This window comes from Chryseobacterium phosphatilyticum, from assembly GCF_002899825.2.
GTDB classification, from domain to species: domain Bacteria; phylum Bacteroidota; class Bacteroidia; order Flavobacteriales; family Weeksellaceae; genus Chryseobacterium; species Chryseobacterium phosphatilyticum.
In genome coordinates, this window is sequence record NZ_PPED02000009.1 from 1 (window position 1) to 21,649 (window position 21,649).

General features: G+C 29.0%; 33 protein-coding genes. All 33 read right to left on the bottom strand.

Annotation, left to right across the window (positions count from 1 at the left end; translation table 11 throughout):
* Nucleotides 1-829: 829 nt before the first annotated feature.
* Complete coding sequence (locus C1631_RS22710; RefSeq protein ID WP_103250052.1) at nt 830-1,465, bottom strand: recombinase family protein; 636 nt, start codon at nt 1,463-1,465, stop codon at nt 830-832.
* Between the two features lie 188 nt (nt 1,466-1,653).
* Complete coding sequence (locus C1631_RS22715) at nt 1,654-1,881, bottom strand: hypothetical protein (protein ID WP_109714367.1); 228 nt, start codon at nt 1,879-1,881, stop codon at nt 1,654-1,656.
* 177 nt (nt 1,882-2,058) lie between these two features.
* A complete protein-coding gene (locus tag C1631_RS24430; RefSeq protein ID WP_109714369.1) occupies nt 2,059-2,316 on the bottom strand; it encodes a hypothetical protein in 258 nt (85 codons plus the stop codon).
* Nucleotides 2,317-2,326: 10 nt separating this feature from the next.
* Entirely contained in the window at nt 2,327-2,572 is a 246-nt protein-coding gene (locus C1631_RS22725; RefSeq protein ID WP_109714371.1) for a hypothetical protein, read from the bottom strand.
* 330 nt (nt 2,573-2,902) lie between these two features.
* Nucleotides 2,903-3,193 (bottom strand): hypothetical protein, encoded by a 291-nt coding sequence (locus C1631_RS22735; RefSeq protein ID WP_103249628.1) that lies wholly within the window; start codon nt 3,191-3,193, stop codon nt 2,903-2,905.
* A gap of 14 nt (nt 3,194-3,207) precedes the next feature.
* Nucleotides 3,208-3,474, bottom strand: a complete 267-nt coding sequence (locus C1631_RS22740) for a hypothetical protein (protein WP_103249627.1) — start codon at nt 3,472-3,474, stop codon at nt 3,208-3,210.
* An 11-nt stretch (nt 3,475-3,485) separates the two neighbouring features.
* Nucleotides 3,486-3,845 carry a hypothetical protein gene (locus C1631_RS22745; RefSeq protein ID WP_109714375.1) on the bottom strand — a complete coding sequence of 120 codons (360 nt, stop codon included), beginning with the start codon at nt 3,843-3,845 and terminating at the stop codon, nt 3,486-3,488.
* A 341-nt stretch (nt 3,846-4,186) separates the two neighbouring features.
* Entirely contained in the window at nt 4,187-4,444 is a 258-nt protein-coding gene (locus tag C1631_RS22755) for a hypothetical protein (protein WP_103249624.1), read from the bottom strand.
* Nucleotides 4,445-4,464: 20 nt separating this feature from the next.
* A complete protein-coding gene (locus tag C1631_RS22760; RefSeq protein WP_103249623.1) occupies nt 4,465-4,836 on the bottom strand; it encodes a hypothetical protein in 372 nt (123 codons plus the stop codon).
* A gap of 12 nt (nt 4,837-4,848) precedes the next feature.
* Nucleotides 4,849-5,205 (bottom strand): hypothetical protein, encoded by a 357-nt coding sequence (locus tag C1631_RS22765; protein WP_109714379.1) that lies wholly within the window; start codon nt 5,203-5,205, stop codon nt 4,849-4,851.
* 37 nt (nt 5,206-5,242) lie between these two features.
* Nucleotides 5,243-5,746, bottom strand: coding sequence for a hypothetical protein (locus C1631_RS22770; RefSeq protein WP_103250259.1), 504 nt, complete (start codon nt 5,744-5,746; stop codon nt 5,243-5,245).
* A gap of 40 nt (nt 5,747-5,786) precedes the next feature.
* The gene (locus tag C1631_RS22775; RefSeq protein ID WP_109714381.1) at nt 5,787-6,512 is read right to left on the bottom strand and encodes a hypothetical protein; all 726 of its coding nucleotides are present in this window, start codon (nt 6,510-6,512) and stop codon (nt 5,787-5,789) included.
* Between the two features lie 37 nt (nt 6,513-6,549).
* Nucleotides 6,550-6,867, bottom strand: a complete 318-nt coding sequence (locus tag C1631_RS22780; RefSeq protein ID WP_109714383.1) for a hypothetical protein — start codon at nt 6,865-6,867, stop codon at nt 6,550-6,552.
* A 40-nt stretch (nt 6,868-6,907) separates the two neighbouring features.
* Nucleotides 6,908-7,258, bottom strand: coding sequence for a hypothetical protein (locus tag C1631_RS22785; protein WP_109714385.1), 351 nt, complete (start codon nt 7,256-7,258; stop codon nt 6,908-6,910).
* Nucleotides 7,255-7,494: a hypothetical protein gene (locus tag C1631_RS22790; protein ID WP_109714387.1), complete on the bottom strand. Its 240-nt coding sequence runs from the start codon at nt 7,492-7,494 to the stop codon at nt 7,255-7,257. The genes C1631_RS22785 and C1631_RS22790 overlap by 4 nt, the downstream gene beginning before the upstream one ends.
* Nucleotides 7,495-7,779: 285 nt before the next feature.
* On the bottom strand, nt 7,780-8,160 hold the full coding sequence (locus tag C1631_RS22800; RefSeq protein WP_103250287.1) for a hypothetical protein: 381 nt from the start codon (nt 8,158-8,160) through the stop codon (nt 7,780-7,782).
* A 16-nt stretch (nt 8,161-8,176) separates the two neighbouring features.
* The gene (locus C1631_RS22805; RefSeq protein ID WP_165828360.1) at nt 8,177-8,407 is read right to left on the bottom strand and encodes a helix-turn-helix domain-containing protein; all 231 of its coding nucleotides are present in this window, start codon (nt 8,405-8,407) and stop codon (nt 8,177-8,179) included.
* Between the two features lie 49 nt (nt 8,408-8,456).
* Nucleotides 8,457-8,657 carry a hypothetical protein gene (locus C1631_RS22810; RefSeq protein ID WP_109714391.1) on the bottom strand — a complete coding sequence of 67 codons (201 nt, stop codon included), beginning with the start codon at nt 8,655-8,657 and terminating at the stop codon, nt 8,457-8,459.
* Between the two features lie 421 nt (nt 8,658-9,078).
* Nucleotides 9,079-9,288, bottom strand: a complete 210-nt coding sequence (locus tag C1631_RS22820) for a hypothetical protein (RefSeq protein WP_109714393.1) — start codon at nt 9,286-9,288, stop codon at nt 9,079-9,081.
* 171 nt (nt 9,289-9,459) lie between these two features.
* A complete protein-coding gene (locus C1631_RS22825; RefSeq protein ID WP_109714395.1) occupies nt 9,460-9,702 on the bottom strand; it encodes a helix-turn-helix domain-containing protein in 243 nt (80 codons plus the stop codon).
* Between the two features lie 78 nt (nt 9,703-9,780).
* Nucleotides 9,781-11,250 (bottom strand): Ig-like domain-containing protein, encoded by a 1,470-nt coding sequence (locus tag C1631_RS22830; RefSeq protein ID WP_109714397.1) that lies wholly within the window; start codon nt 11,248-11,250, stop codon nt 9,781-9,783.
* 15 nt (nt 11,251-11,265) lie between these two features.
* Nucleotides 11,266-11,841, bottom strand: coding sequence for a hypothetical protein (locus C1631_RS22835; RefSeq protein WP_103249429.1), 576 nt, complete (start codon nt 11,839-11,841; stop codon nt 11,266-11,268).
* Between the two features lie 5 nt (nt 11,842-11,846).
* Nucleotides 11,847-12,521 (bottom strand): DUF4138 domain-containing protein, encoded by a 675-nt coding sequence (locus tag C1631_RS22840; protein ID WP_109714399.1) that lies wholly within the window; start codon nt 12,519-12,521, stop codon nt 11,847-11,849.
* Nucleotides 12,522-12,537: 16 nt separating this feature from the next.
* Nucleotides 12,538-13,632, bottom strand: coding sequence for a conjugative transposon protein TraM (traM, locus tag C1631_RS22845; protein WP_109714401.1), 1,095 nt, complete (start codon nt 13,630-13,632; stop codon nt 12,538-12,540).
* Nucleotides 13,622-14,314, bottom strand: a complete 693-nt coding sequence (locus C1631_RS22850; protein WP_103248463.1) for a hypothetical protein — start codon at nt 14,312-14,314, stop codon at nt 13,622-13,624. Before C1631_RS22850 ends, traM begins: the two co-directional genes overlap by 11 nt.
* 3 nt (nt 14,315-14,317) lie before the next feature.
* A complete protein-coding gene (locus C1631_RS22855) occupies nt 14,318-15,436 on the bottom strand; it encodes a TraJ family protein (protein ID WP_109714403.1) in 1,119 nt (372 codons plus the stop codon).
* A gap of 5 nt (nt 15,437-15,441) precedes the next feature.
* Nucleotides 15,442-16,026 (bottom strand): hypothetical protein, encoded by a 585-nt coding sequence (locus C1631_RS22860; RefSeq protein WP_123966776.1) that lies wholly within the window; start codon nt 16,024-16,026, stop codon nt 15,442-15,444.
* A 54-nt stretch (nt 16,027-16,080) separates the two neighbouring features.
* Entirely contained in the window at nt 16,081-18,600 is a 2,520-nt protein-coding gene (locus tag C1631_RS22865) for a TraG family conjugative transposon ATPase (RefSeq protein WP_109714405.1), read from the bottom strand.
* A 118-nt stretch (nt 18,601-18,718) separates the two neighbouring features.
* A complete protein-coding gene (locus C1631_RS22870) occupies nt 18,719-19,027 on the bottom strand; it encodes a hypothetical protein (protein WP_109714407.1) in 309 nt (102 codons plus the stop codon).
* Nucleotides 19,028-19,032: 5 nt separating this feature from the next.
* A complete protein-coding gene (locus C1631_RS22875; RefSeq protein WP_103248457.1) occupies nt 19,033-19,338 on the bottom strand; it encodes a DUF4134 domain-containing protein in 306 nt (101 codons plus the stop codon).
* A gap of 10 nt (nt 19,339-19,348) precedes the next feature.
* Nucleotides 19,349-20,170 (bottom strand): hypothetical protein, encoded by an 822-nt coding sequence (locus tag C1631_RS22880; protein ID WP_109714411.1) that lies wholly within the window; start codon nt 20,168-20,170, stop codon nt 19,349-19,351.
* Nucleotides 20,171-20,173: 3 nt separating this feature from the next.
* Complete coding sequence (locus tag C1631_RS22885) at nt 20,174-20,635, bottom strand: hypothetical protein (protein ID WP_109714413.1); 462 nt, start codon at nt 20,633-20,635, stop codon at nt 20,174-20,176.
* 12 nt (nt 20,636-20,647) lie between these two features.
* Nucleotides 20,648-21,412 (bottom strand): ParA family protein, encoded by a 765-nt coding sequence (locus C1631_RS22890; RefSeq protein ID WP_109714415.1) that lies wholly within the window; start codon nt 21,410-21,412, stop codon nt 20,648-20,650.
* Nucleotides 21,413-21,649 lie beyond the last annotated feature (237 nt).

The following is a 21,649-nucleotide window of genomic DNA, read 5'->3' on the forward strand; positions in this document are numbered from 1 at the left end:
AAAGCTGAAGAAAGAAATATTAACCAAGTGAACCGGATCCGGTTCCGTAATTCCACTCGCCCGGTTGCGCCAGGATCAACACCGGAAGCTCTGCCCTGGGAAAGTGTACAGCTGATCTATTCCTGAAGATCCGGAACCCTTACAGGATCCTCACAAACTCCTGAAGCTGAAGATAGAAATATTAACCAGGTTAACCGGATCCGGTTCTGTAATTCCACTCGCCCGGTTGCGCCAGGATCAACACTGGAAGCTCTGCCCTGGGAAAGAGTGGAGCTGATCTATTCCTGAAGATCCGGAACCCTTACAAGATCCTCACAAACTCCTGAAGCTGAAGAAAGAAATATTAACCAGGTTAACCGGATCCGGTTCCGTAATTCCACTCGCCCGGTTGCACCAGGATCAACACCAAACACCATAAGCACTTACCTAGAGAGTATAGTCTTTATTAAAAACAATTTTTCTTTTTATTTTTCTCAATTTCACCACTCATAAAAACAATGTTTTTCTCAATTTCACTTCTTAATATCTCATTTTCACAACCTCATATTCTCATTTTCACCACTCAAAAAGTATTGTAAAGTCTTTATTCATCGCACTTACAAGCGCTCTAAAAAGTTATTATAAAAGTGCTTAGTTTTTTATAAAAAGGTATTCGCCTATCGGCTCATGAGCTGTTTAATTTTAAAATAAAGGGAAAAAAAATAAAAAAACACTCATTCTCTACAAATTTCTCTTTAGTTCTTCCAAAAAAAAAAAAAAGTTGTCTCAATTTCACTACCTCTTAATCTCAATTTCACTACTTATTTTCTCAATTTCACTACTTATGAGTTTATTGTTTATTATTTTTCTCAATTTCACTACCTCTTAATTTTTTCACTTTTGAAATTGTATGCCTGGAACATCCTAGCAAGAACTGGATTTTACTATAGCTTTGCCCTAATTCTAAAAGATTTTCAATTTTATTATGCAGTTCTACATTTACAGGTCTTCCTTTATATTTTCCCTGATCCTTTGCCTTTAATACTCCATCAGCCTGCCTGCGTCTCCTGTCTGTATAATCCTTTCTTGCAGTAGCTGCTAGGATATCAAGCATCATTGCATTGACCGCTGACAATACCCATCTTTGAAATTCATCATCTATATTAGCAAAGGCATGACTGGTAGGTAGATCAATAGATACTACTTTTATCCGGTTATCTAATATTATTGATTTTAATTTTCGCCAGTCCTCTTCAGATAATCTGGTTATCCTGTCAATTTGTTCTATCAAAATTGCGTCTCCTGGTTCTGCCGTATCCAGGAGCCTGAAAAGTTCTGGACGCTGAAGCTTTGCACCGGATTCATTTTCAATAAACCAAGCTGAAATTTTCACCTTCAGGGATTTTGCAAATTCTGATAAAGTATCTTTTGCTCTGAGAGCATCCTGCTCTTTAGTAGATGCTCTTAAATAGGCGTACACCCTCATTATTGGTTCATTTTAAGTGGTTTCTTTAATCCGGTGTAATATACATTAAATTTAAAAATTAATGCACCAGATTAAAAGTAGTTCTGTATGGGTATACTTATAATGTAATTTAAGAAATAAAAAAGAATCCCTAGCACAAAACAAACTAGGGATTCAAAACGCTTCATTTTTAGGAAATGATCAGTAGATTATAATAACGCTTCTACTTTATCTATATCAGTTTCTTGAATTTGATAGAGCAAACATGCTAAATGAAACAATGTGTTTGCCTTAAAATCAAATTTAAGTCTATTGATGTATTTTTCAACGGAACTAAGAGAATTTGGATAAATATTTTGCTGCTTAAGTTTTTCCGGAATATCTTTCATCTGATATCCTTCTCTAAGAAGCTGAATAATCGTTATCTTGAAATCCATATTCAAATATAGAAACAAAGAAAATTTAAACCTTACGGTTTTCCGTAAGTATAATAAAAAATAATTGCTATTTTTGAGATAATTCAAACTCCTTTTGAGAGTTTTTCATGGTTATTAGTTTTATCCTCGCAAGCCGGGGATTTTTTATTTATAACCTTTCATAAGTATTTTAAGTAATTATAATTTTTTATTATTTTCCTGGTCAGGATCTCCCCAAAATAGAACCCTTAATTTCCACAAAAAAGCGTTCCTATTTTTTTCTAAAGGATTATACACATCCAAGAACAAAAGAATAGAAATAGGGATTGATAATAAGCAAATAACCAGGTAAAATCCATGTGAAATTTTCTCTTTAGGGATAATAAAGGATGAAAAAACTATTATATAAAGTAAAATGTAAATTTTAGTATTAAATAAAGGCTGTTTTCTTTTCATTTTATAAATATTAATCTTCTTGAGCTTTTTTGACTTCCCATTTAAAAATTGTCATATTGGGGGCTGCCGAAAAGGAAAATAAACTCTTTCTAAAGTTTCCTTTAATAATGGAACCATCAGAAAGCTCTAAAGTCCAATGTTTTTCTTTTCCATAGGTTTGCAAACATTTATCTACAATAATTGGGATTACTATAAGTACAATTACCAAATAAATAACAATTCTTTTTGTATTTATCATATCATAATTTTTTTTCATTTTTTTATTAGATTTTTCTTATATATTTTAATTATTAGATAGAAACATATTGAATTAATAATAAAAAAAATAACAAATACCCAAATTTTTGCATCATCAGCTTTTAATAATCTAAAGATTGGTAGTAATAAAAGGGAAAAGAAACATGAAAAAATATTTATTGAGAAGTATTTTTTAGCATTCGGGCTCAGGATATCTAAATCTTCCTTTATAAAGATATAATAAGAACTAAGAATGATAAGCAAAATTGGAATAAAACCAAATATTTTCACTCCGTAATTTATAATAAATTCTTTCATATTATTATGTGTTACTATTGTTTTTTTAGAGTTAAAGTAGTCTTTGTTTGTTAAGAAAAGCAAAGTGAATAATAAATTTTTTTTTATCTATTGCTTCTAAATGAGAAGCTTGATAACTGAATAAGTCTTTCACTAATTCTTCTTCAAATAATTGTGAAAAAAAACCAAATATACAAGGGTAAAAGTCATAATTTTGTTTTACCGAAAATTGAATTGGCAGAAAAAGAATTTCATCCCTTTCCAAAATATTAAAATTAAAATTGAAAGAATATCTTTTTAATATTTCGATTAATTCTACTTCAACAAGTACAGAATATTCCATGATTAAATTTTAGATTATTTATAAGATTGAATTTCTTCCACCAATAAGTCACAAATTATGCATTCATCTTTCAAATTATTACACACAGGACAAGGGTAAGTATATTTAGTTTGAGTTGAACTACGATTATAAACTTCCAATAATATATTTGCAATTGCTTCTTTGTCTAACTTACTATCTGGCTTTAATTCTTTTTGAATCAATTCTATTTTTTCATTAAAAAATTGATCTATAGTTTCGAATAAGAAAGCAGCATTGTTTTGTAATTCTTGTCTTTTCATCAATTTTTAGTCTAAGTTGTTTTTTTGAATAGTCCTTGACAATCTAATTTTCTTCCTCTGCAGTAATAAAACAAAACATTAGCAGATGAATCGTGATAAATACAGATTACTGTACCTGAATTGTTCATAATTGCTGGATATACGCTAAAAGATTTTAGATCATTCAGAATTTCTTTTCGTTCATGTTTATCTAACTCATGGAGATAAAGCCTTAGTTCATTAATATAAGGAGCATTCCAATTTGTCCCTAATTTAGTTCTTACACCTATTTCGGTTAGGTATTCATCTTCAGCAAGAAACCAATCTCTAGGAACTAATTTATCAGAAAGCTTTTTTAGTTTTATTTTTGAAATATCAGCTATTGTTTTCATTCCTTTTATTTCTATAATTAAATAAGTTTAATAATATTTTCTTCTTTCATATTTTGTGGTTTTTATATTTTTTTATGTGGATATTAGGTAGGAGATCCTAATGATTGATTTATCTTTTGTTTCTATATAAGTTGTACAATTTCCTTTAACGTAAGTTATTAGATGCTCTGTTTCGTCCCGGAACCAGTCTATTCTTTGTGTAGAGAAAGAATTAAAACTCTCCTGTACTATGTCAATTGCAAGGTGATTCTTTATAAACTGAACAGAAACTTTGAACATTCCAAGATTGGAAAAATGCTTTTCTGCAATTAATTGGATTTTGATTAACTTTTCTTTCATTTTTAGCCAGGTTTTATTGAGACTTTTTCTATTATAATTAGCTCCATTCCATCAAAAGCGGAATCGGGATAAATTTTTCCATTCATATAAACTAAAAAAGAATCTCCGGAATTATCAAATTGTGGAATTAGCATTCCTCTATCTCTTTTATCATCTGCATCCTCAACGATTAAACAAATATCAATATTTTGATATCCATCATAAAATCTTGCTATTTCTTTAGCAGTGTACCTTTTATTTGTAGATAATTTGTAGCTCATTGTTTCATTTTTGGGACTAATTAGTATTGTTCAATTCTCTTATACCAATCATCAATTATAGAATCTAAATTGTCACAATTTTTAAGTCTATCACATAAAAAATTAGCAGCATCCCTTTTTACAAGCTCATTGACGCTTAATTTAAAAATATCAGTAATTGACGAAATGAAATCTTTCTCCCTTTGGCTATCCAATCTAAGTTTCAATTTATCTAAATAAAATTTCAATTTGATATAATCTTCTAATCGATATAAAGGATTTGGAATATTATTAAGTTTCGAAATATTACTATTTAATAGATAATCCAAGTAATCATTTGGACTAATAGTATCTTCTTCGTTACGATAAAAAGCACTTGAAATTTTATCGTGTTTTTTAAAATCTTTGAACATCGTTTTTGAGATCTATTTTAAATCATAAGTTGGTTTAAAAGGTAGCCACATTTTTACGAGTTTTTCAAAACGTGGTTGTAAGAATTCTTTTATTTTTTCAAAATCTGTTTCAGTTACATTATTAATGATATGAGGAGAAAAAAAACCTTTTCGTTGAAATACCATGAATATTTCTAAAATATACTTTCCGGTATTTTTATCATCTTCCCGTAAATCCCATCTAAAGACAAAATTTAAATCCGGACTAAGGTCATTATATACTTCTAGGAATTCATCAAAAGACTCCCATTCAGCACCAGCTTCTTTATTATAAAAATTTTGATCAGCACAATAATAATCATGCTCTATTAATAAGTCTTTAAATTCCATAGTTTTGCATTATTTTAAATTTTATCGTTTTTTAAGATCAGGTTGTTACATAATTTTTAAAAGGAATATTTGGATAATATTTTAAAATTATTCCAGGTAAGTAGAAGTCAATCATACTTAAAAATTCATTCCATTCATTCGTATTCTCATACGTACTTATTGTTTGCAAATTAATGTCAGTAGAAAAATTTTTCAATTTTAATTCTTCATTAAACTTTTTAGTGGCTCCTAACACCTCTAATCTGGTATTAAACTCTATTATGAAATGTGGATTAATTCGTAGAGATTTTACTTCAGAATCATTAATCTCAAATAATTGAAAACTATTTGTTGCTTCCAATGACGGCAACCCCAATAGTCTTCCTTTAGTTCCATGAAGGCTTATAATCATGCTTTTTAATGTTTCATAAGAAATTAATATATTTTCTTCTTCAGAAATTAACGTACAATTACTGGCTTGTTTTTGTTGAATGAACTCAATAGTTTTTAGCCAATTAACTGAATTTAGTTCAAATCCTGATTTTTCGTTTTTTGTTTCCATAATATATAATTTTGGTTTTGTAAAGATTAATTTTTTCTGTTTAAATTTTACTTACATATTGTTTTGTATAAATATTTAATTGATGTTCATAAAAAGCTCCAGGCACTTGATTATCTTCAGGATTATCTGCTTTAAATCCTTTCAAATCACACATAAACATTATAAATATTCCTAAAGGGAGTTCCTTTATATCAAAATTATTAAAGAATATTAAATCAAATTCATTCTTATCTTCTGCTTTTAGATTCAGATCTTTTATTTTGATAGATAAAGGTAAAATTTCTCTATATCTCAGAAAACGATTAGAGAATTCGATCTGCTCAGCAAAAGGATTATTCCTATCCCAATCTTCGTTATAGTATGATCTAAATAAATCATGATATTCTAATAACTCATTATTATTTTTTTGTAAGTCATCAATTTCGTCCTGCATGCTATTGATAAGATCTTCTACATTCTCAGCAATTTTCAATTGAATATCCTTTGGAAGCTTACTGTTAAATTGTGATGATATTTTATTTTCAGTTGCAAAATCTTCTCTAATAATATTTTTTATTGCAGTATCAGCTTGTAAAAGTTTATTAAAAGAATAAAGGACAATAAATATTAAAATAATTTCAATAACCCAGACTAATTGAGTACTCATAAATTTAGGAGAATATACAATGTTTAAAATAGCTATTATAAACCCAAACAACATTGTAACAGCGGATTTAAAATTTTTCTCTCTAATTTTTCTAATTCTCTCTTGTGTTTCTACTTTCATAGTTATTCTATTCTTAATTTGAATAAGTATTTAATGGTTACTTGCTTTTAGCTGCATTGATAATGTTAATAATTAATGCTGAGAAAAAGATTGGAATAAAAATCCAATAAACTATAAAGTTGTAATCTAATTCGACCTCAGACATTTTTTGAACAATTTCATTCCTTTTTAAAAATGCGTATTTAATGATCCCTATAAAAAAAACATATATGGCTGTAAATACTAAAAAAGGAAGCATTGCTCCAACTCCTTCATTTGGTATTCTTAAATATGAAAGATAACCCGTCAATCCAATAATTATGATTGATATGATTGTTATAATTAAATTGAAGTTATTTTCTAAGAATTCTAACATAATAAATAATTTTTAATTTTGGTTTGGTTGAAATTCACTTTTAAATTTTCTCTCCTTTATTTTTTATATCCATTTCAGAAAGGGTGACCGCCTTATTGTATGAAAGTTCCTTTAAGCAGTTTATAAAATTGCCTAGAATGTCAATCCAGACACCTTTTAATACTACTGCTTGATATATTAGTTTAAACGCAAAGTTCTCGTTAAAAGAAAATTTGGAAAAAAAAGCTCCAGTCAATTTTTCCTCAGCCTTTTCTTCCAAAGAATCATTTACAATTAGAGAATGATAATCCTGTAAAAAGGAAATTAAATTCTCTTTAGTTTTGTTAGGCTTTCCGGTCCCCGTTGGAGCCAGTAGTATATTTTGATCTAAGTTTACTTTATTAGTTTTCATAATTTTGTATTTAGTAAGTTTAATATTTCTCCAGCTATTCTTTTCTTTTCCATTATTAAAAAAGACATTCCCCCAGACATTTGATGAATTTTTGAAAGCTTTTCTATGAGTTCAGGGTCACAAAGTTGTAAATTATTTTCATCTAAAAAAGAGCTGTAAAGTTCTTTATTTTCTTTAAATAAAAAAGAAAGATCAATTCCTCTTAGTGCTTCATCATAAATTTTGACAGGTTTCATAATAATTTTTGTATTTATTTTTTATAAAGTAATATTGCTTAAAAATCTTAATAATAAGATTACGAGAATTAGATAAATTAAAGCAAAGGAAATTCTAGCAAGAATTTTTTGCTGCTTTAATATGACTTCTTTTTCCTTATTATATGTTCCTCTCAAAATTCTTCTTCTAACACTAAAAAGATATATTATGAGTATTAGCAACAGACCAACTAATCCTATTAATAAGTAGTTAAATATTGGGGTACTGAGAATATCAAAAATATTATTATCCATAATTTTAATGTTTTACAATAAATGAAAATTTATATCTATAAAATTGGGGTCATCAAGATCAATGCTTGTTAATTCCCAGGAATATCGAAAAGTTATTAAATTTTCTTTTTGGCATACTTCATAAAATCTTTTGATTTCTACAAGAGAAAACCAACCAACCAATCCTTTCTTATTGTAAATTCTTATTGTCAGTAAAGAAGAATCTTCAATAACTTCAATTTTTTTTGAGTTTTTTGGCGAAAAAATTTTCTCTGCTAAAGTTTTAATTTTATATAGTTCATCTTTTTTATTTATAAAGGTTTTGCCTTGACCTAAAAGTAGAGTTCCTTTTAAAAATGGATTTATTTCTCCATTAGGTTCCCAGTTCTCTATTTTGATATCCTTTTTTTCCATACATTTAATTTTAGATCTAATTAACAATTTCTGAATCAATTTTTAATTTTATGTTCAGAGTATCAAATACTAAAAGCAGTAGATCAGTTCCAGGAGAAAACCTGCCTTTCTCTATTCTTTTTAATGTGTTCTTAGTAATATTTGCAGCTTGACATATTTCTTCTTCTGTCAGATTAAGTTGATTCTTTTTATTTTCGATTATGCTCCCTAGTTTTAATCTAGTTGATGTTAAATCAGATTTCTTCATAAATTTTAAAGTTATAAAATACCTCTCCATAAAGGAGAGATATTTTTGTCTATTGGTCAATTCTTATTCCATTGTCAAAAGTAGCAATTAATAGCTCCCAGCTCCTAATTAATCCATTATCATCGATGTAGTATACTTCATCATCAGTTTCTTTATCAATACTCTTAATAACAAACATAACAGAACAGGTGTTTTTACTGATTTTCTTTGCTTTTTCAAGAGCCACAGATAGTTCATTTTCTTTATCCATATCACTTAAAAATTAAAATTGTCTATTAGAATGCCTATAAAAATAAAGAGAAAAAGTAAAATAATACCTTCTTTAGATGTAATACAATCCTTATGGGGTTTTACACTATATTTCATAATAAATTTGCAGACTTTAAACTCCTGCACCGGAGTGTTATTTGATTATTTAAATGTGTATAACAGAGTTGAGAAAATTGTAATCATAATTACAGAAATTACAAATTCAAGAAGTTTATAATTTTTTTCTGGATGTTTTGTAATTGTATATCTTATGAGTTTTAAACCATGATATGCTGCTAATAGGCTAAATAGAACAATTACCATGAGTATATATACTGGTAATACTTCAATATTACTTAAAGTTAAAATTTGCATATACTTTTGCAGACTTTTAATTCCTGCCCCGGAATATATTATTAGGATTAACAATCAGTAATAATGTCGCAACTTTCTCCTACTTTAAACCACCATTCCTGGTTATTTTCATCTTCAAAGAAAACACTGTTTTTTTCCGGGTGATATGTTCCTACAAATCTTTCACCTTCTTCTATTGTTGAACCTTCATTAAGGGTTCCTTTGATTTTAGTAATTTCAAAAATTACAAAATAAGGTTTCATGTTTATTTTTTTCATGAGAATCTTGCAGACTTTATGCACCTGCTCCGGTGCTTTATTTTATACAAATATATAAAAATTTATTAACTATATATATATACCTAATAAAATATTTAATTTTTTTTTTAAATAGAAAAAGCAATCCAGGAATATTTGTGATTTACTAAATTGCCTATTATGTAAATTGGGTTATTTTATTATTAACTCTTCTATCTCAATTTCACTACCTAAAGCTGTAAGTATAATAAAAAGTTGGTCACTATTCGGAATATATTGCCCTTTTTCTAATTTTAATATTGTATCAGAACTAATATTAAGCCCAGCTTCATTACATTTTTTCACAAGATCTTCTACTGAAATATTTTGATTAATCCTTTTCCTTTGTAGTATGTCTGTAATTTTGTTTAAGTACATTGAAATATCCTTTTGCATTTTAGGGACTTTTTTTCAAAAGTATTAAATTTCCCTAATTATATGAATAAAAAAATCCCGATTTAATCGGGACCTTTTTTAATTTACAATAACGTTTGTTGTTCCTGTTTGGGTAACTACGTTATTAAATTTGTCATAAACATAACAAGTGAATGTACCATTTGATGCGTTAATCATGTGAGTGTTGCCCTGGGCAATCCAAGCCCCCATTTGATAACCATCATTAGTATTAGTATATCCTAGATTAACATTATCAGGAAAATTGCCATAAGTGTACTCATACACTTTAGAGACAGCTTGACCCTCGTAATTAAAGTTAAGTTCAAATCTTACTTTTGAAATTCCATTTCCAACACTAGCCTGGGCAGCTACATTCAAAACAGCACCTAAATATTTATGCCTGATATCATGCTGAAACCATTGGTTATTTAAGGGGGTAGCTGTTCTTTGTAAATTTACAGTCACAGTTGCTGGAGTTGTAATTGCTAAACTGTTTTCTACTGTAACATTAAATGTTTTAACAGTACTCTCATTTCCATATTCATCCTTAAATTGTACATTGTAAGTATAAGTTCCGGCAGCAACTGCATTCATATTATAATTAAAATTACCTGTAGAACCTAAAGTGTATGGTGTATACACATTATTCGTATTTTGGATACCATTAGTATTATTATTTGAAGCTGAAGAAATCCATGTCTTGTATTGTACATTTAAATTTCCTGTAATTGGAGATTTTTTTACAACACCTATTAAACTCATTAAAGTATTTGGAGCAACTGTTGTAGCACTAATATTCATACTTTCTATAGTAATTTGTCTAGCTGTTACATCTTGTTGAATAGAATAATCTTTATTAACAGTTGAGTTTTTAATAGTGTAATGTAAAGCACCTTGACCAGCTGTATTTGTATTAAGTGTTACATTAAAACTATCAATATTTGGCAATGTATAGAATTGTCCAGGTGTGGCAGCAACGCCATTTAATTTAATATTACCAGTATATGAATTGAATTTAATTTCATATCCGGATGTAGGTTGACCTGCTCCAGGAGTAATTTTCATTAAATATTGTGTATCATCGCCCTGGAAGATTTGAGCTGTTCCACCTGTATAGGTGTGAGTAAACTCAGAAATTGAATATGGTAATTCAAATTCTTCTTCTTTTGTAGCTCCTTTAGAATTTTTAACAGTAATCTTTAGATTATGAGTTCCTGAAACATTTCCAACATATTCAAAAATATTGTTTTTTGAAGTGAATGTATATTCCTGATTAGCGACTAATGCTTGACCATTAAGTTTTAAGCTACCATTTAAATTTGTAGTAAATTTAAAAGTCGTTGGTATAGTTGAAAAGTCATAGTTTGGAAGAATATTGAATTTCAATTGGTTTAATTCTCCAATACCCTTTTCTATAAAATTATCGTCCCTTTCAATTTTAAATCCAAATTGTCCACCATTTTCATTTTCCCAATCTCCATCATTGGCACACGAGTTTAAAAATAATGTTCCTAATACTGAAAATAGGATTAATAAGTATTTTTTCATAATTTATTTTTTTGATTAGTTTATATAATATCTGATTCCACCAAAGAAAGCATAGTTAGATTTAGAAAACTTGCTTTTTAGATCGTAATACTGAGTATAATTGACAAGTAAAGATAATTTTCGTACTAAAACTATTTCTGCTTCAGCTGATCCGGAAAGCCCATACACGAATCCTTTCACATTTGTTGGAATTTCAGCATTGTATCTTGGATCTTTTGTATTACCATCATTTGCGGTTTCGTATGCTCCATAAGCACCAAACCATCCATTTAGGAATACCGGATATAAGCCTTCGTAGCTATATCCCGCAGAAACATTAAGACCATATCTCTTATAAGGTAAAACCTGTCCATCAATATAATTGACTTTATAATCCTGGTAAAACCCTTCAGCTTTTCCCAAAAAACCTTTGTCTCCTATAACTCTCATATAGCCTATTTTAGCCATATATCCACCTTTTTTTAAAGAATCGCTTGAGTTCATATATCCATATTCAGCGTGAATAGAACTTTCGTTCTTTCTTCTTCCCTGGGCGTTTAAAGCTATGCTTATAAATAGCAAAAAAACGATTATTAATTTTGTATTCATCATAATTCTTATTTTGTACTTGCTGATTCTAAAATGTATTTTGGTTTGATTTCTAGGGTAAGTGATCTTTCACCGTCAATTTCGTTCATAACAAAATGTAATGTTTTGTCTCCGGAAATAGTAAACTTATCAAATACATAAACTAATTTTTGTTTTGATTTTTTGCTGAAGCTTTCCGGTTGGTTAGAAAAAATTGGGATGAAAGTTTTTTCTTCAGTATCAATGATCTTACCATTTTTTTCAATGGGTGCGGTAATAAATACTGCACTTTCAATGTCATAATTGATATTACTTCGGTTAGCAATTTCTAGCAAGACAAATATTTTTCCATTCCCGGAATAAACGCCTTTCACGAATCCTTCTACTCCATTGATTAATGCTGAATTTCTATTATGAATCCATCCCTTTTCTTTAAGAACTTTTTCAGCAAGAATCTCATAATTAGGTTTTTCAGTTGGAGCAGGTGTAACAGCTTCAACTGTAGGAGTAACTACTTTCTCTGGTTCCGCAACTGGTAATGGATCAGCTACTGTTTCAACTCTTTCCTCAGTAGTTAATACTTTAGGAGTTGCTTTTTTAACATAAGTCTTTTTTACAGACTTTCTATGCCCTTTCTTTTTGGTGTGTTGGGAAAATCCTAAGAATCCCACCAATAAAAACACGAAAACTAAATTCTTTTTCATATTGATTATTTTTAATTTAATTAAACATTATTTGAACTTCCACATTATTTGTTAATTGTATTTTGTTTTCACTATTTCTCGATGATCCGGAACTAGTGGCTCTACTTAAGATTCCGCCCACGACAGGAATTCTGCTAACTTGATTTTGGGCTTCATCTTTTAAAATACTTCCAGCTTCATTGCCTGTATTTGAATTTCCTCTTATCAATAAACCTTCGCCACCATCATACCCTATCAGCCTTGCATTTACAGGTAGGTTTTGTGTTCCTACTTTCATTGTATTGAACCTTACTAATAACCTATTATCATTAAGTATACAGCTCCCTGTTATGACTTGTCCTTTTTTTATTTGCTGAGTGCCAACACTAAAGTTTTCGAGCAGAACAAAAGATAAACTTCTACCACTTGTGGCATACCCGGAAGAAATTAATTTACCCTTTACAGACTTTCCTACTTTAGCTACATTCTGTGTTGTTTGTGGAACAGGATTGACAAACTGAGTTTCAAAATTAATATTATCATCTTCTACAGGTTGTGATTGATATGCTTGAGGAGAACTACTCTTTTTTCTTGGTTTTGGTTGTGGTTTCGGAATAGCATTTCCTAAATCACTGTATCCAATATTTGATCCTGAAGGAGCATCATCACTCCACATAGATGAATTTCCATATGTATTATGAGTATTGGATGGCGAAGGTTTTGAGGATTGAGAATTTGATAATGAACGCTTTCTCATTTGTTCAAATTCAACATCTGTAAATCCATCATCAGTATTATTTGAAGAGCTGCTTGTTCCATTATTCAGATTTATTTGATTAATTGCATCATTCTGCCTTTTTGCATAGCTAATTGAATCAGAAATTTTGCGATCATAAGCTTCTATTTTTGTACCCCCTTCTAATGTACTGTCATGATTACTTGGAACTTCAAAATTTAATCGTGATGCATCATCACCAATCATAACTTCTTTATCATTTCTTACATTTTCAGGATCAGAAGATCCACCAAATAATATGTAAAGAAATACCGCAGCAACAATTACAGCTCCCCCAATTACCAAAGCATTCTTTACTTTTTGATCTTTTATTAATTCTTGAAAGTTAATTGCCATCTTGTTGATAATTAGTGTTTGATTGAATGTTTGCTTGTCTATTAACAATAGAATCAGATTTAATAGTCCGGTTATCTGTAATTGTTATACTTGCTTCTAAACCATGTGGGTTTTTTTGCATCACCCTTGGGACATCATACATATCCCCTTGTGTCCACAATCTCCGAACTTCTACTATATTAAATCTTCTTATGAACTGTCTGCCGTATGCCTTAAATTGATATGGCTTATCGTGAGAATTAATTTTTACAGAGTCGATAACTGAAGAAATATCTAAATTATTTTGGATAACATTATTGTACCACCCAGCTTCTTTATAAGTTTGAAATAATAGTCGTCCTTTTTCTCCCATTAGGTTCAAACCTTTTTCAACTTGTGTTTTATAATTTCCTGAGTTGTAAGTAAAAAAAGTATTATAAATGATTCTGATATTATTATCAATCTCAACTTCCTTTTGTCCTTCAATATCTTGCTTAAATGCAGTTGCTATATTTCCCCCTTTATCCATAACATATATATTTGAAGTTGCTAATGAATAAAAATAGAATAGTGATCCAACACTTAACAAAACTGTTAACAGACAAAATACAATTACAAATAGCATTATTTTTCTCAGTCTATTTGCGGAATCATCTGCTTGTTGAAAATAATTTTTTAATTTTTCTAATTTTTGATTGTTCATTTTTTATCCTTTTAGTGATTCAGATCCTTTACTTGCTGCTCCACTAGCAGCACTTGCAGCTCCTGCACCGATTGAACCAGCAGCACTGGCTCCCCCTGTTAATACTCCGGCAGCAACTTGCCCCCCAGCATTAGCAGCTGAACCTGCAACACTTGTGGACATCATTACCATAGTTGGGGCTGCTGAAAACATATCTCCGGAATTACCACCACCTAACCAATAAGAAATTACATTAGGAACTTTTGATAATAAGATAAGTTTAAGAATAGTTGTAGCTACTGCAGAGATTACTAAGAAAGTCATTTTCATTATTGTTTCAGGATCCATAACAACACCAGGTGCAAATCCAGGCATCGAAAAATTTCCAACTTTACTTACTATTTCTAAAAAGATTTGATCTGAAACATATATCATAATCGATCCTATAGGAATCCATAAATAAACTGAAATATAAGTCCTTAACCAGTTTGTAAAAGTTCCTTTAAAAGTGGGGAAAAAATAAAGAGCAAGAGCAACAATACCACCTATTCTTAATAAATTGATCCATATATATGAAAACGCATTAAATAACATGACTATTACTGTGTTAAAAACATGAGTACCGAACATTATTACTTTAAGCATCAAAATTTCCGGATTATTCATGATATCAACAATTGTTGTTACTTTTTCCTTTATTTTTGAAAAGTCCCAAAATGATGTGCTTTCTTCATCTGCTGTTGTTGGAGGAAGTTGTTCAGGAACTCCATTTGAAGGTACTGAACTCCATTTTGCAATTATATCCTGGTAAGCAGTTGTACTTCTACTGTCCTTTGGAGTGGCTGTTTGAAATTCTTGTTGAATAGACATTAGACCACTATCTAATTCTCTATTAATATCATTCCAACTAACTAGAAGTAAACCATATATGATTGGTGGACCGAATGTTTTAGCCGTAATAGTTTCACTTCCTGAAAATACCGCAGTAATTTTTGTAACAAAATATATCAGAAGTGCTATATAGCCTAAAGTTTTTAATCCTTTTGTAATATTGTTCAATCCACCAGATTGAAAAATATTATTTACGATTGTAGAAACTTCAATACTTTCTACACCATAAGAGGAAACAAGTAAAGTCAACATATTTTTTATTTTAGAATTGGAGTACCATATATAGATTTTCTATTAATGGATTGCTGATTTTTCTGATAAGCTTCTGCCCCGATATTATAAATTCCACCTCTCAAAGAAGATAATTTTGAGTTTATATCTTCTAATAGTTTTATTCTTTCATAAGATGAAAGTTTCAAAAAGTCTGATTTCATTATACTGGTAAAAAAGTCTACTGTTTTTTGATTTTTACTAACTATACCAGCTAATCTTCTTAATGCATTTTCAACGTATTCAGGATTTAATGTTTTATAGTCTCGTAGTGAATTTGCTGTATTATTGTAATCTTTTACTACCCCCACCGCATTTTTTTGAATATCAGTAACAACACTTAATGCGCGAACTGCATTATCTACTTTTTCTACAGTTTCTTTAATCCACTTTCCCTGGGATTGAAGTTGTTTCACAGTATTTGCTGCCTGTACTAATGATTTTGAGTTTGAAGCAGCTTGTTGTGAATTCAAAGAAGCAATTAACCCAGCAACGGCAGGATCTTCAACAATCCATTGTGAATACATTGAAGAGCAAATGGATATACATAGTATTAATAATAGTTTTTTCATAACTTCTGATTTTGTGATAAACAAATATAATAATTAATTCTTAAATAAATACGGTTAAAAAACAAAATCCGTAATTTTTTTAGTTTTTTCAACTTCAACTTCAATATAACTATTGATTGCAGGAATCATCTGTTTTTTGTGATAGTCATAAAGCGTATTGAATGTTTTGAGTTTCTTTTTGTCACTTTCATATATTGCCAAACATGGCTTTGCAACTTCTAGCCTTAAAACCTTAGCATTCGTACTTCCTTTTTTAAATAAAAACTCAGTATAAGCCAAAGGATCTGTAGCACTAGGTTTAGTATTATTTTTTATAGAGAGCAACATACTAACATCGGCGTTAGAAAGTGATAGTTTTTTTTGTAAAATCGGAACATCTCCCAGAACTTCACGATGATCTAAAATATATTTTATACCTGTATTCCCTATAATTGCAGCTTCATTAGCCTCTCCTAATGGCAATAAGTCGGTAATTTGCTGAATTGCTATTCCAACAGATCCATCAAATTTTCTAATCGTTTTAAATAAGTACTTTAACAGGCTCACCATACCTTTTTTCTCAAGTACTTTCCAGGCTTCGTCAACAAAAAAGTCTTTTTCAGATTCATCTTTTTTCCACATTGTATTGAATACAAGATCTGATATAATCATTCCGAAGATTGGAAAAAGAATTGGATGATCTTTAATATTATCTAACTCAAATTCAACATACTTTTTACTTTCAAATGTTTGTGGCTCTCCCGTTATAAATAAGTTAGAATACATACCAACAGCATACTTTTCAAGATTTAATATCAATGAATCAAGTTTAAATAGACCAAAAGTTTCTTCTTTTATTTTTTCAGAATTATCAATTAAATATTGATAAAAAATTGGTAATGAGTTGTTATGAGGATTTCTTACTTTATAAGTCCGGTTATCTTCATCCGCATCTATATCATCAATCGCTAATCCGTCTATATCATAAAACTTAATAACAATTTTATCCAGGGAAGACTTTTCATCGTTTGTTAATTCTTCCCCTGTTTTCCATAAAAGTCCTACAAATTCAGTTAAAAACTCAATCTTACCCGTGGTAATTTGACTATTATAAATCCAAAAAGGATTAAGATAAAGGGGTTGTCCCTCTTTATATTCAAAATAGATTGTATCATCCGGATACATTCTGCAAAGTTTATCATCACCACCAACATTTAAAACCACTGTATTATTTAATGGATTTTCAATTTGTTGTCGTAGTTTATTTTTTGATAAAAAGGATTTTCCACCACCTGAAGGGGCAACTATAATGTAATTTCTATTAAGAATTTCTTTTTTTTCATACGGTTTATGAAAAACATCAGTATACAAAGGAATGTTAGAAATTCTATCATTAAATAGAATTCCTGATTCATCTGACTTGTAATTTGTTTCGGTTGTAAAGTAACATAATGAAATATCAAGATAGGAAAGGAAAGTTTCTTCTACTGGAAGTAATGCTCCATTCCCAAGATGATTTGCCATATAAATATAATCTCTATCAAAATGAGAATTATTATAAGGAATGATGTCCATTTGAGAATAGTATCCAGATACTTTATTATTAATTTCCTTTAATTCTTCCTTACTGTCAGCCCAGAACACCAGATTAGTGTGCATTCTAACAATTTTAACATTATCCTTTTCAACACTATCCAGGAATAAGCTATTTTGATCTGCTAAAATCCTATTTTTTCTACTGAGTAAACGAGAGGACCCCAAACGTTTACTATTTAGTTCTAGGGTCTTCTTTACCTTACTTTGATCTTCAATAAATATAAATTGATTATAGATATGATCCTTTTTAAAGTCTAAAGCCAATGGATAACAATAGGATCTGAAAAATTTTGAACCATCCGGAGATCTGTCTCTGTCAAGTACACAATTATTTAAAATACCATCTTTCTGCTGTCCATCATTTCTAAGAGAAAGTATTTTTACATGATTTTCTCCGATTCTAAAATCATTTCCATCCGAAACATAATCCCCTATTTCATCTTTAAACAAAGTATATTCATCTAAAATAATATCATAGATTTCTTCTTCTGTCAAAGCTTCTGCTTTTAACAGATTTGATGAATTTATTACACTAATTGATTGTTCAACACTGTTGATAAACTTTTCAATATCTTCAACAGCTGCTAATGTGTTCTTTTTTGATAAAATTGATAATTTATCATAGCTTTTCCTTAATGTTGGAATTTCAGGAAGAATAAAGGAAAGAATACAGTCATGATTTATATAAACTCTACCTTTAAAATGCTCAGCTGTACTTTTCTGAAGATATGTTTCTTTAAGCAAATTCTCAGAATCATAAATTTTCTGTTTAAAAATATCTTTTTTGTGAATTACAGTTCCCTCTGGAAGAACCATCATTGATTTCAAAAAATCACTATGAATGAGATCAAACTCAGGCTCACCCATTGTAAAAATTTCTGGTAGATGAAGTCTGTAACAAACAGCAACATCTTTTGATCTATTTTTTATCACATTACCATCAATTGCTGCAACTTTGTTGAATTGTGCAAAATGATCTGATTTTGGTGGATTTTTCATCTTTAAGTATTATGGTTAATATTATAATTCACTGTTGTGGGAAATTTAAACGCAATTTCAACCTTTACCTTTATAGCAAAGTTCAATTAAGATTGATTGTTTTTTTAGAGAATTAGAGTTAATCTAATTTTTCATCATTTTTCATTGCTTTTTTTAATTCTGAAAGCCCAATTTTAGTACCATAAAAATTTTCGAAATAACGTTTCATAAATTTTGAAAGAAAATCATTTCCATGATCTTTCTCCATTTTTGCAAGAAAAGCGTAAGTAATTAGTACAACCAGGGCAGCAGCAATTAATAATATAAATCCCCGAATAATAAATAATGATATAATGAGTTCAATAGCTACAATCATAAATGATTTTAAGCTTAAGCCAAAATACAAAGGCTCCTTTCCTATATTTTTAATTACTGGAAAGTTTTTCATTTTAATTATTTAATAATTTCGTCAATTATAGTAAACATAACGGCAGCAAAGATCAAAGCTCCTAGAAATGATAATAATGCCTTCTTTCCAGCTGATCCATCATCGGTTTGCATTTTGAAATATGCATATACACCACCACCGATTGCAGATAATCCTACAATTGCTTTTGCAACAAGTCTGGCTTTGGTATTCCATTTATTAACTTCACCTACGATATCTGCAAACATTAATTCAGGAAGGAGCAGTAATCCGCATGCAAAAATACCAGTAACAATTCTTGCTGCTTTTCTTTTGTTTAATTGTTTTTTCATTTTTAATATTTTAATTGTTATTATTTTCTTCAAGTTCTTCGAAATCAAAATTAAAATCTAGTGTACTATCAGTTACTTGTTCTGAAATTTCTGTAAAATTAAAAGTTTTTTTTGTATTAACCGTATTTATTTCATGTTTTTGTGTGTTATTCATGGTGTTTTCTTCTGATACACTCTCCGTTTCTAATTCATTACCACTTAAATCATTAAATAGTTCATTTGTATTCTCTGCATAGGAATTTGAAAATCTAAAGTGCTTGAATTCATTCATTATATCATCATCGTCATCATCTTTACCTTCTGCAATTTGTGCTAATTGATTTTTAATTTTATCATGCAAACTTGTATCAATTATTTTAAATAACTCATTTCCCTTATCCGATTCTATTTCAGTTATTAGTTTTAGTTCATTTAAAGGTGGATTATCATCATTGTCAGAAATAATGTCAAAATCCATTTCCTGGTCATCGAATGCTGAACCTTCACTAATATTTATATTTTCAAATTTAGGGTGACTTTTAACTTCGTCCGGATCCTCAATCCTCTCTTTAGTTTCGTCTTTTGTAATAACCTTTAACGAATTGATATTAGAGTATCTTCTAACTATTTTTTTGATAGCTTTGGTAGAGTTATCTATTTCAACATTTTGATTGTTTCTAACATCAAAACTTATCTTTTCTTCTTTACATTCTGGGGCTTCTTCTTTGGATTCATTAGACAAAGAATTGAAGGACTTTTCAATTTTTTCTTCTCCTTTATTCAGATGATTTTTTATATAAAAATATGTTATAGAAACCACAATTAATATGAAGATTAATATATATGATAACATTTTTTATAATTTAAATTCTTCCTGGTGTTTATTGTAGAATTCTGAAATTAAGCTGCTAATAATCTTATAACCGGATACTCCTGAAGATAAAGACATAATCTTTAATGCTTTATTAGCTTCGTTGGAAATTTTTGTATTGGTTGTATCAGAATATTCTAATTCATTGTTCTTTTGTAAGGTTTTTTTTACACTAGATGAAAACTTACCTAGTGGATCATCTTCTTTTTTAGCTTCCTTCTTACTTGCTTTTGGAGTAGCTGTATTCCTTTCTTTGAATTTATTTGATATGTTAGCACTAGCGGATGCTTTTTCTTGATTAGATGAAGATTGTATGACTTCTTCCGGCTTATTTTCCTCTATAGTTATTATAGATTCTATTTGCTCGGTTTTTTTATCTACAATATTTTCTTTTGAATCATCAACTAAACTATGTGATAATGTTTCTAAGTAATTTTTTTTTGCCATAACTAATCTTTATTATTTTTTATATTCGTTTGGGAATAAATGAGACATAATTTCTTCTACAAAAAGTAAAGGACTTTTTGCTGAAGGTACACCACTTACAATATTAATAGTGGATATATCCATTTCAAGCTTTATATTTTCATAGATCGAATTATTGAGCTTATTAATTCCTCTTTTTTCAAACATGAGTTCTAAAAAGTCCCATTCTTGTTTTCTGGTATTCTCATTATATTTAAAAAAATAAGAGAAATAATTTTTTAATCTACTCGAGTTTGGAGAATCAGTTTGACTATTTTTAATTCCTTTTAAAACTTTTTCAAAGTCAAAAGCACTTTTAAAGTTTTTTTCTTCTGCATAAAAAGGAATAAATATATAGTCTAATATTAATAGAATAAATGATATTTCATTAAAATCTAGTGTACCTGGGAAATCAATAAAAACAATATCGAATTGTTTTTCTAAGTCGAGGATTTTTTCAATTACATTGTCATCTTGAAAAGAATAAGCAAAGATTGGAAACAAGCTTTTACCTTCATCATCCAATTTTTTAAGCATTTTTGCTTCTTTCATTTGTGGCAATAATTCACCATTATTTTTTTCAGCTGCAAGTTGGATATATGCTAATTCATCTTTCCTTTTATTAAACAAGGATTTTTGAATATCTACATCAACTACACAAATTTTTTTATCAAAATAGTAGTTAATGTAAGTTGCGGCTAACATTGTAGAAGAGGTTTTTCCTGAACCACCCTTCTGAGAGCTAAATGATACTATCATATTATTTTTTTTTAAAGATTAATTTAAAAATAGCAAGTACTAGATTAATAAAAGTTGCTATACAATTAAAAAGGATCTTTACCATTAAATGGAACATTAAAGCAAATGAATTTTCCATATTTAGTGATTTTATTGGTTAGATATTAATATATACAGAAACAAATATATAAATAAATTTAGATATTAAAGCATAAAGGAATTAATATATAAATATATTCAGATACAAATATATTAAAA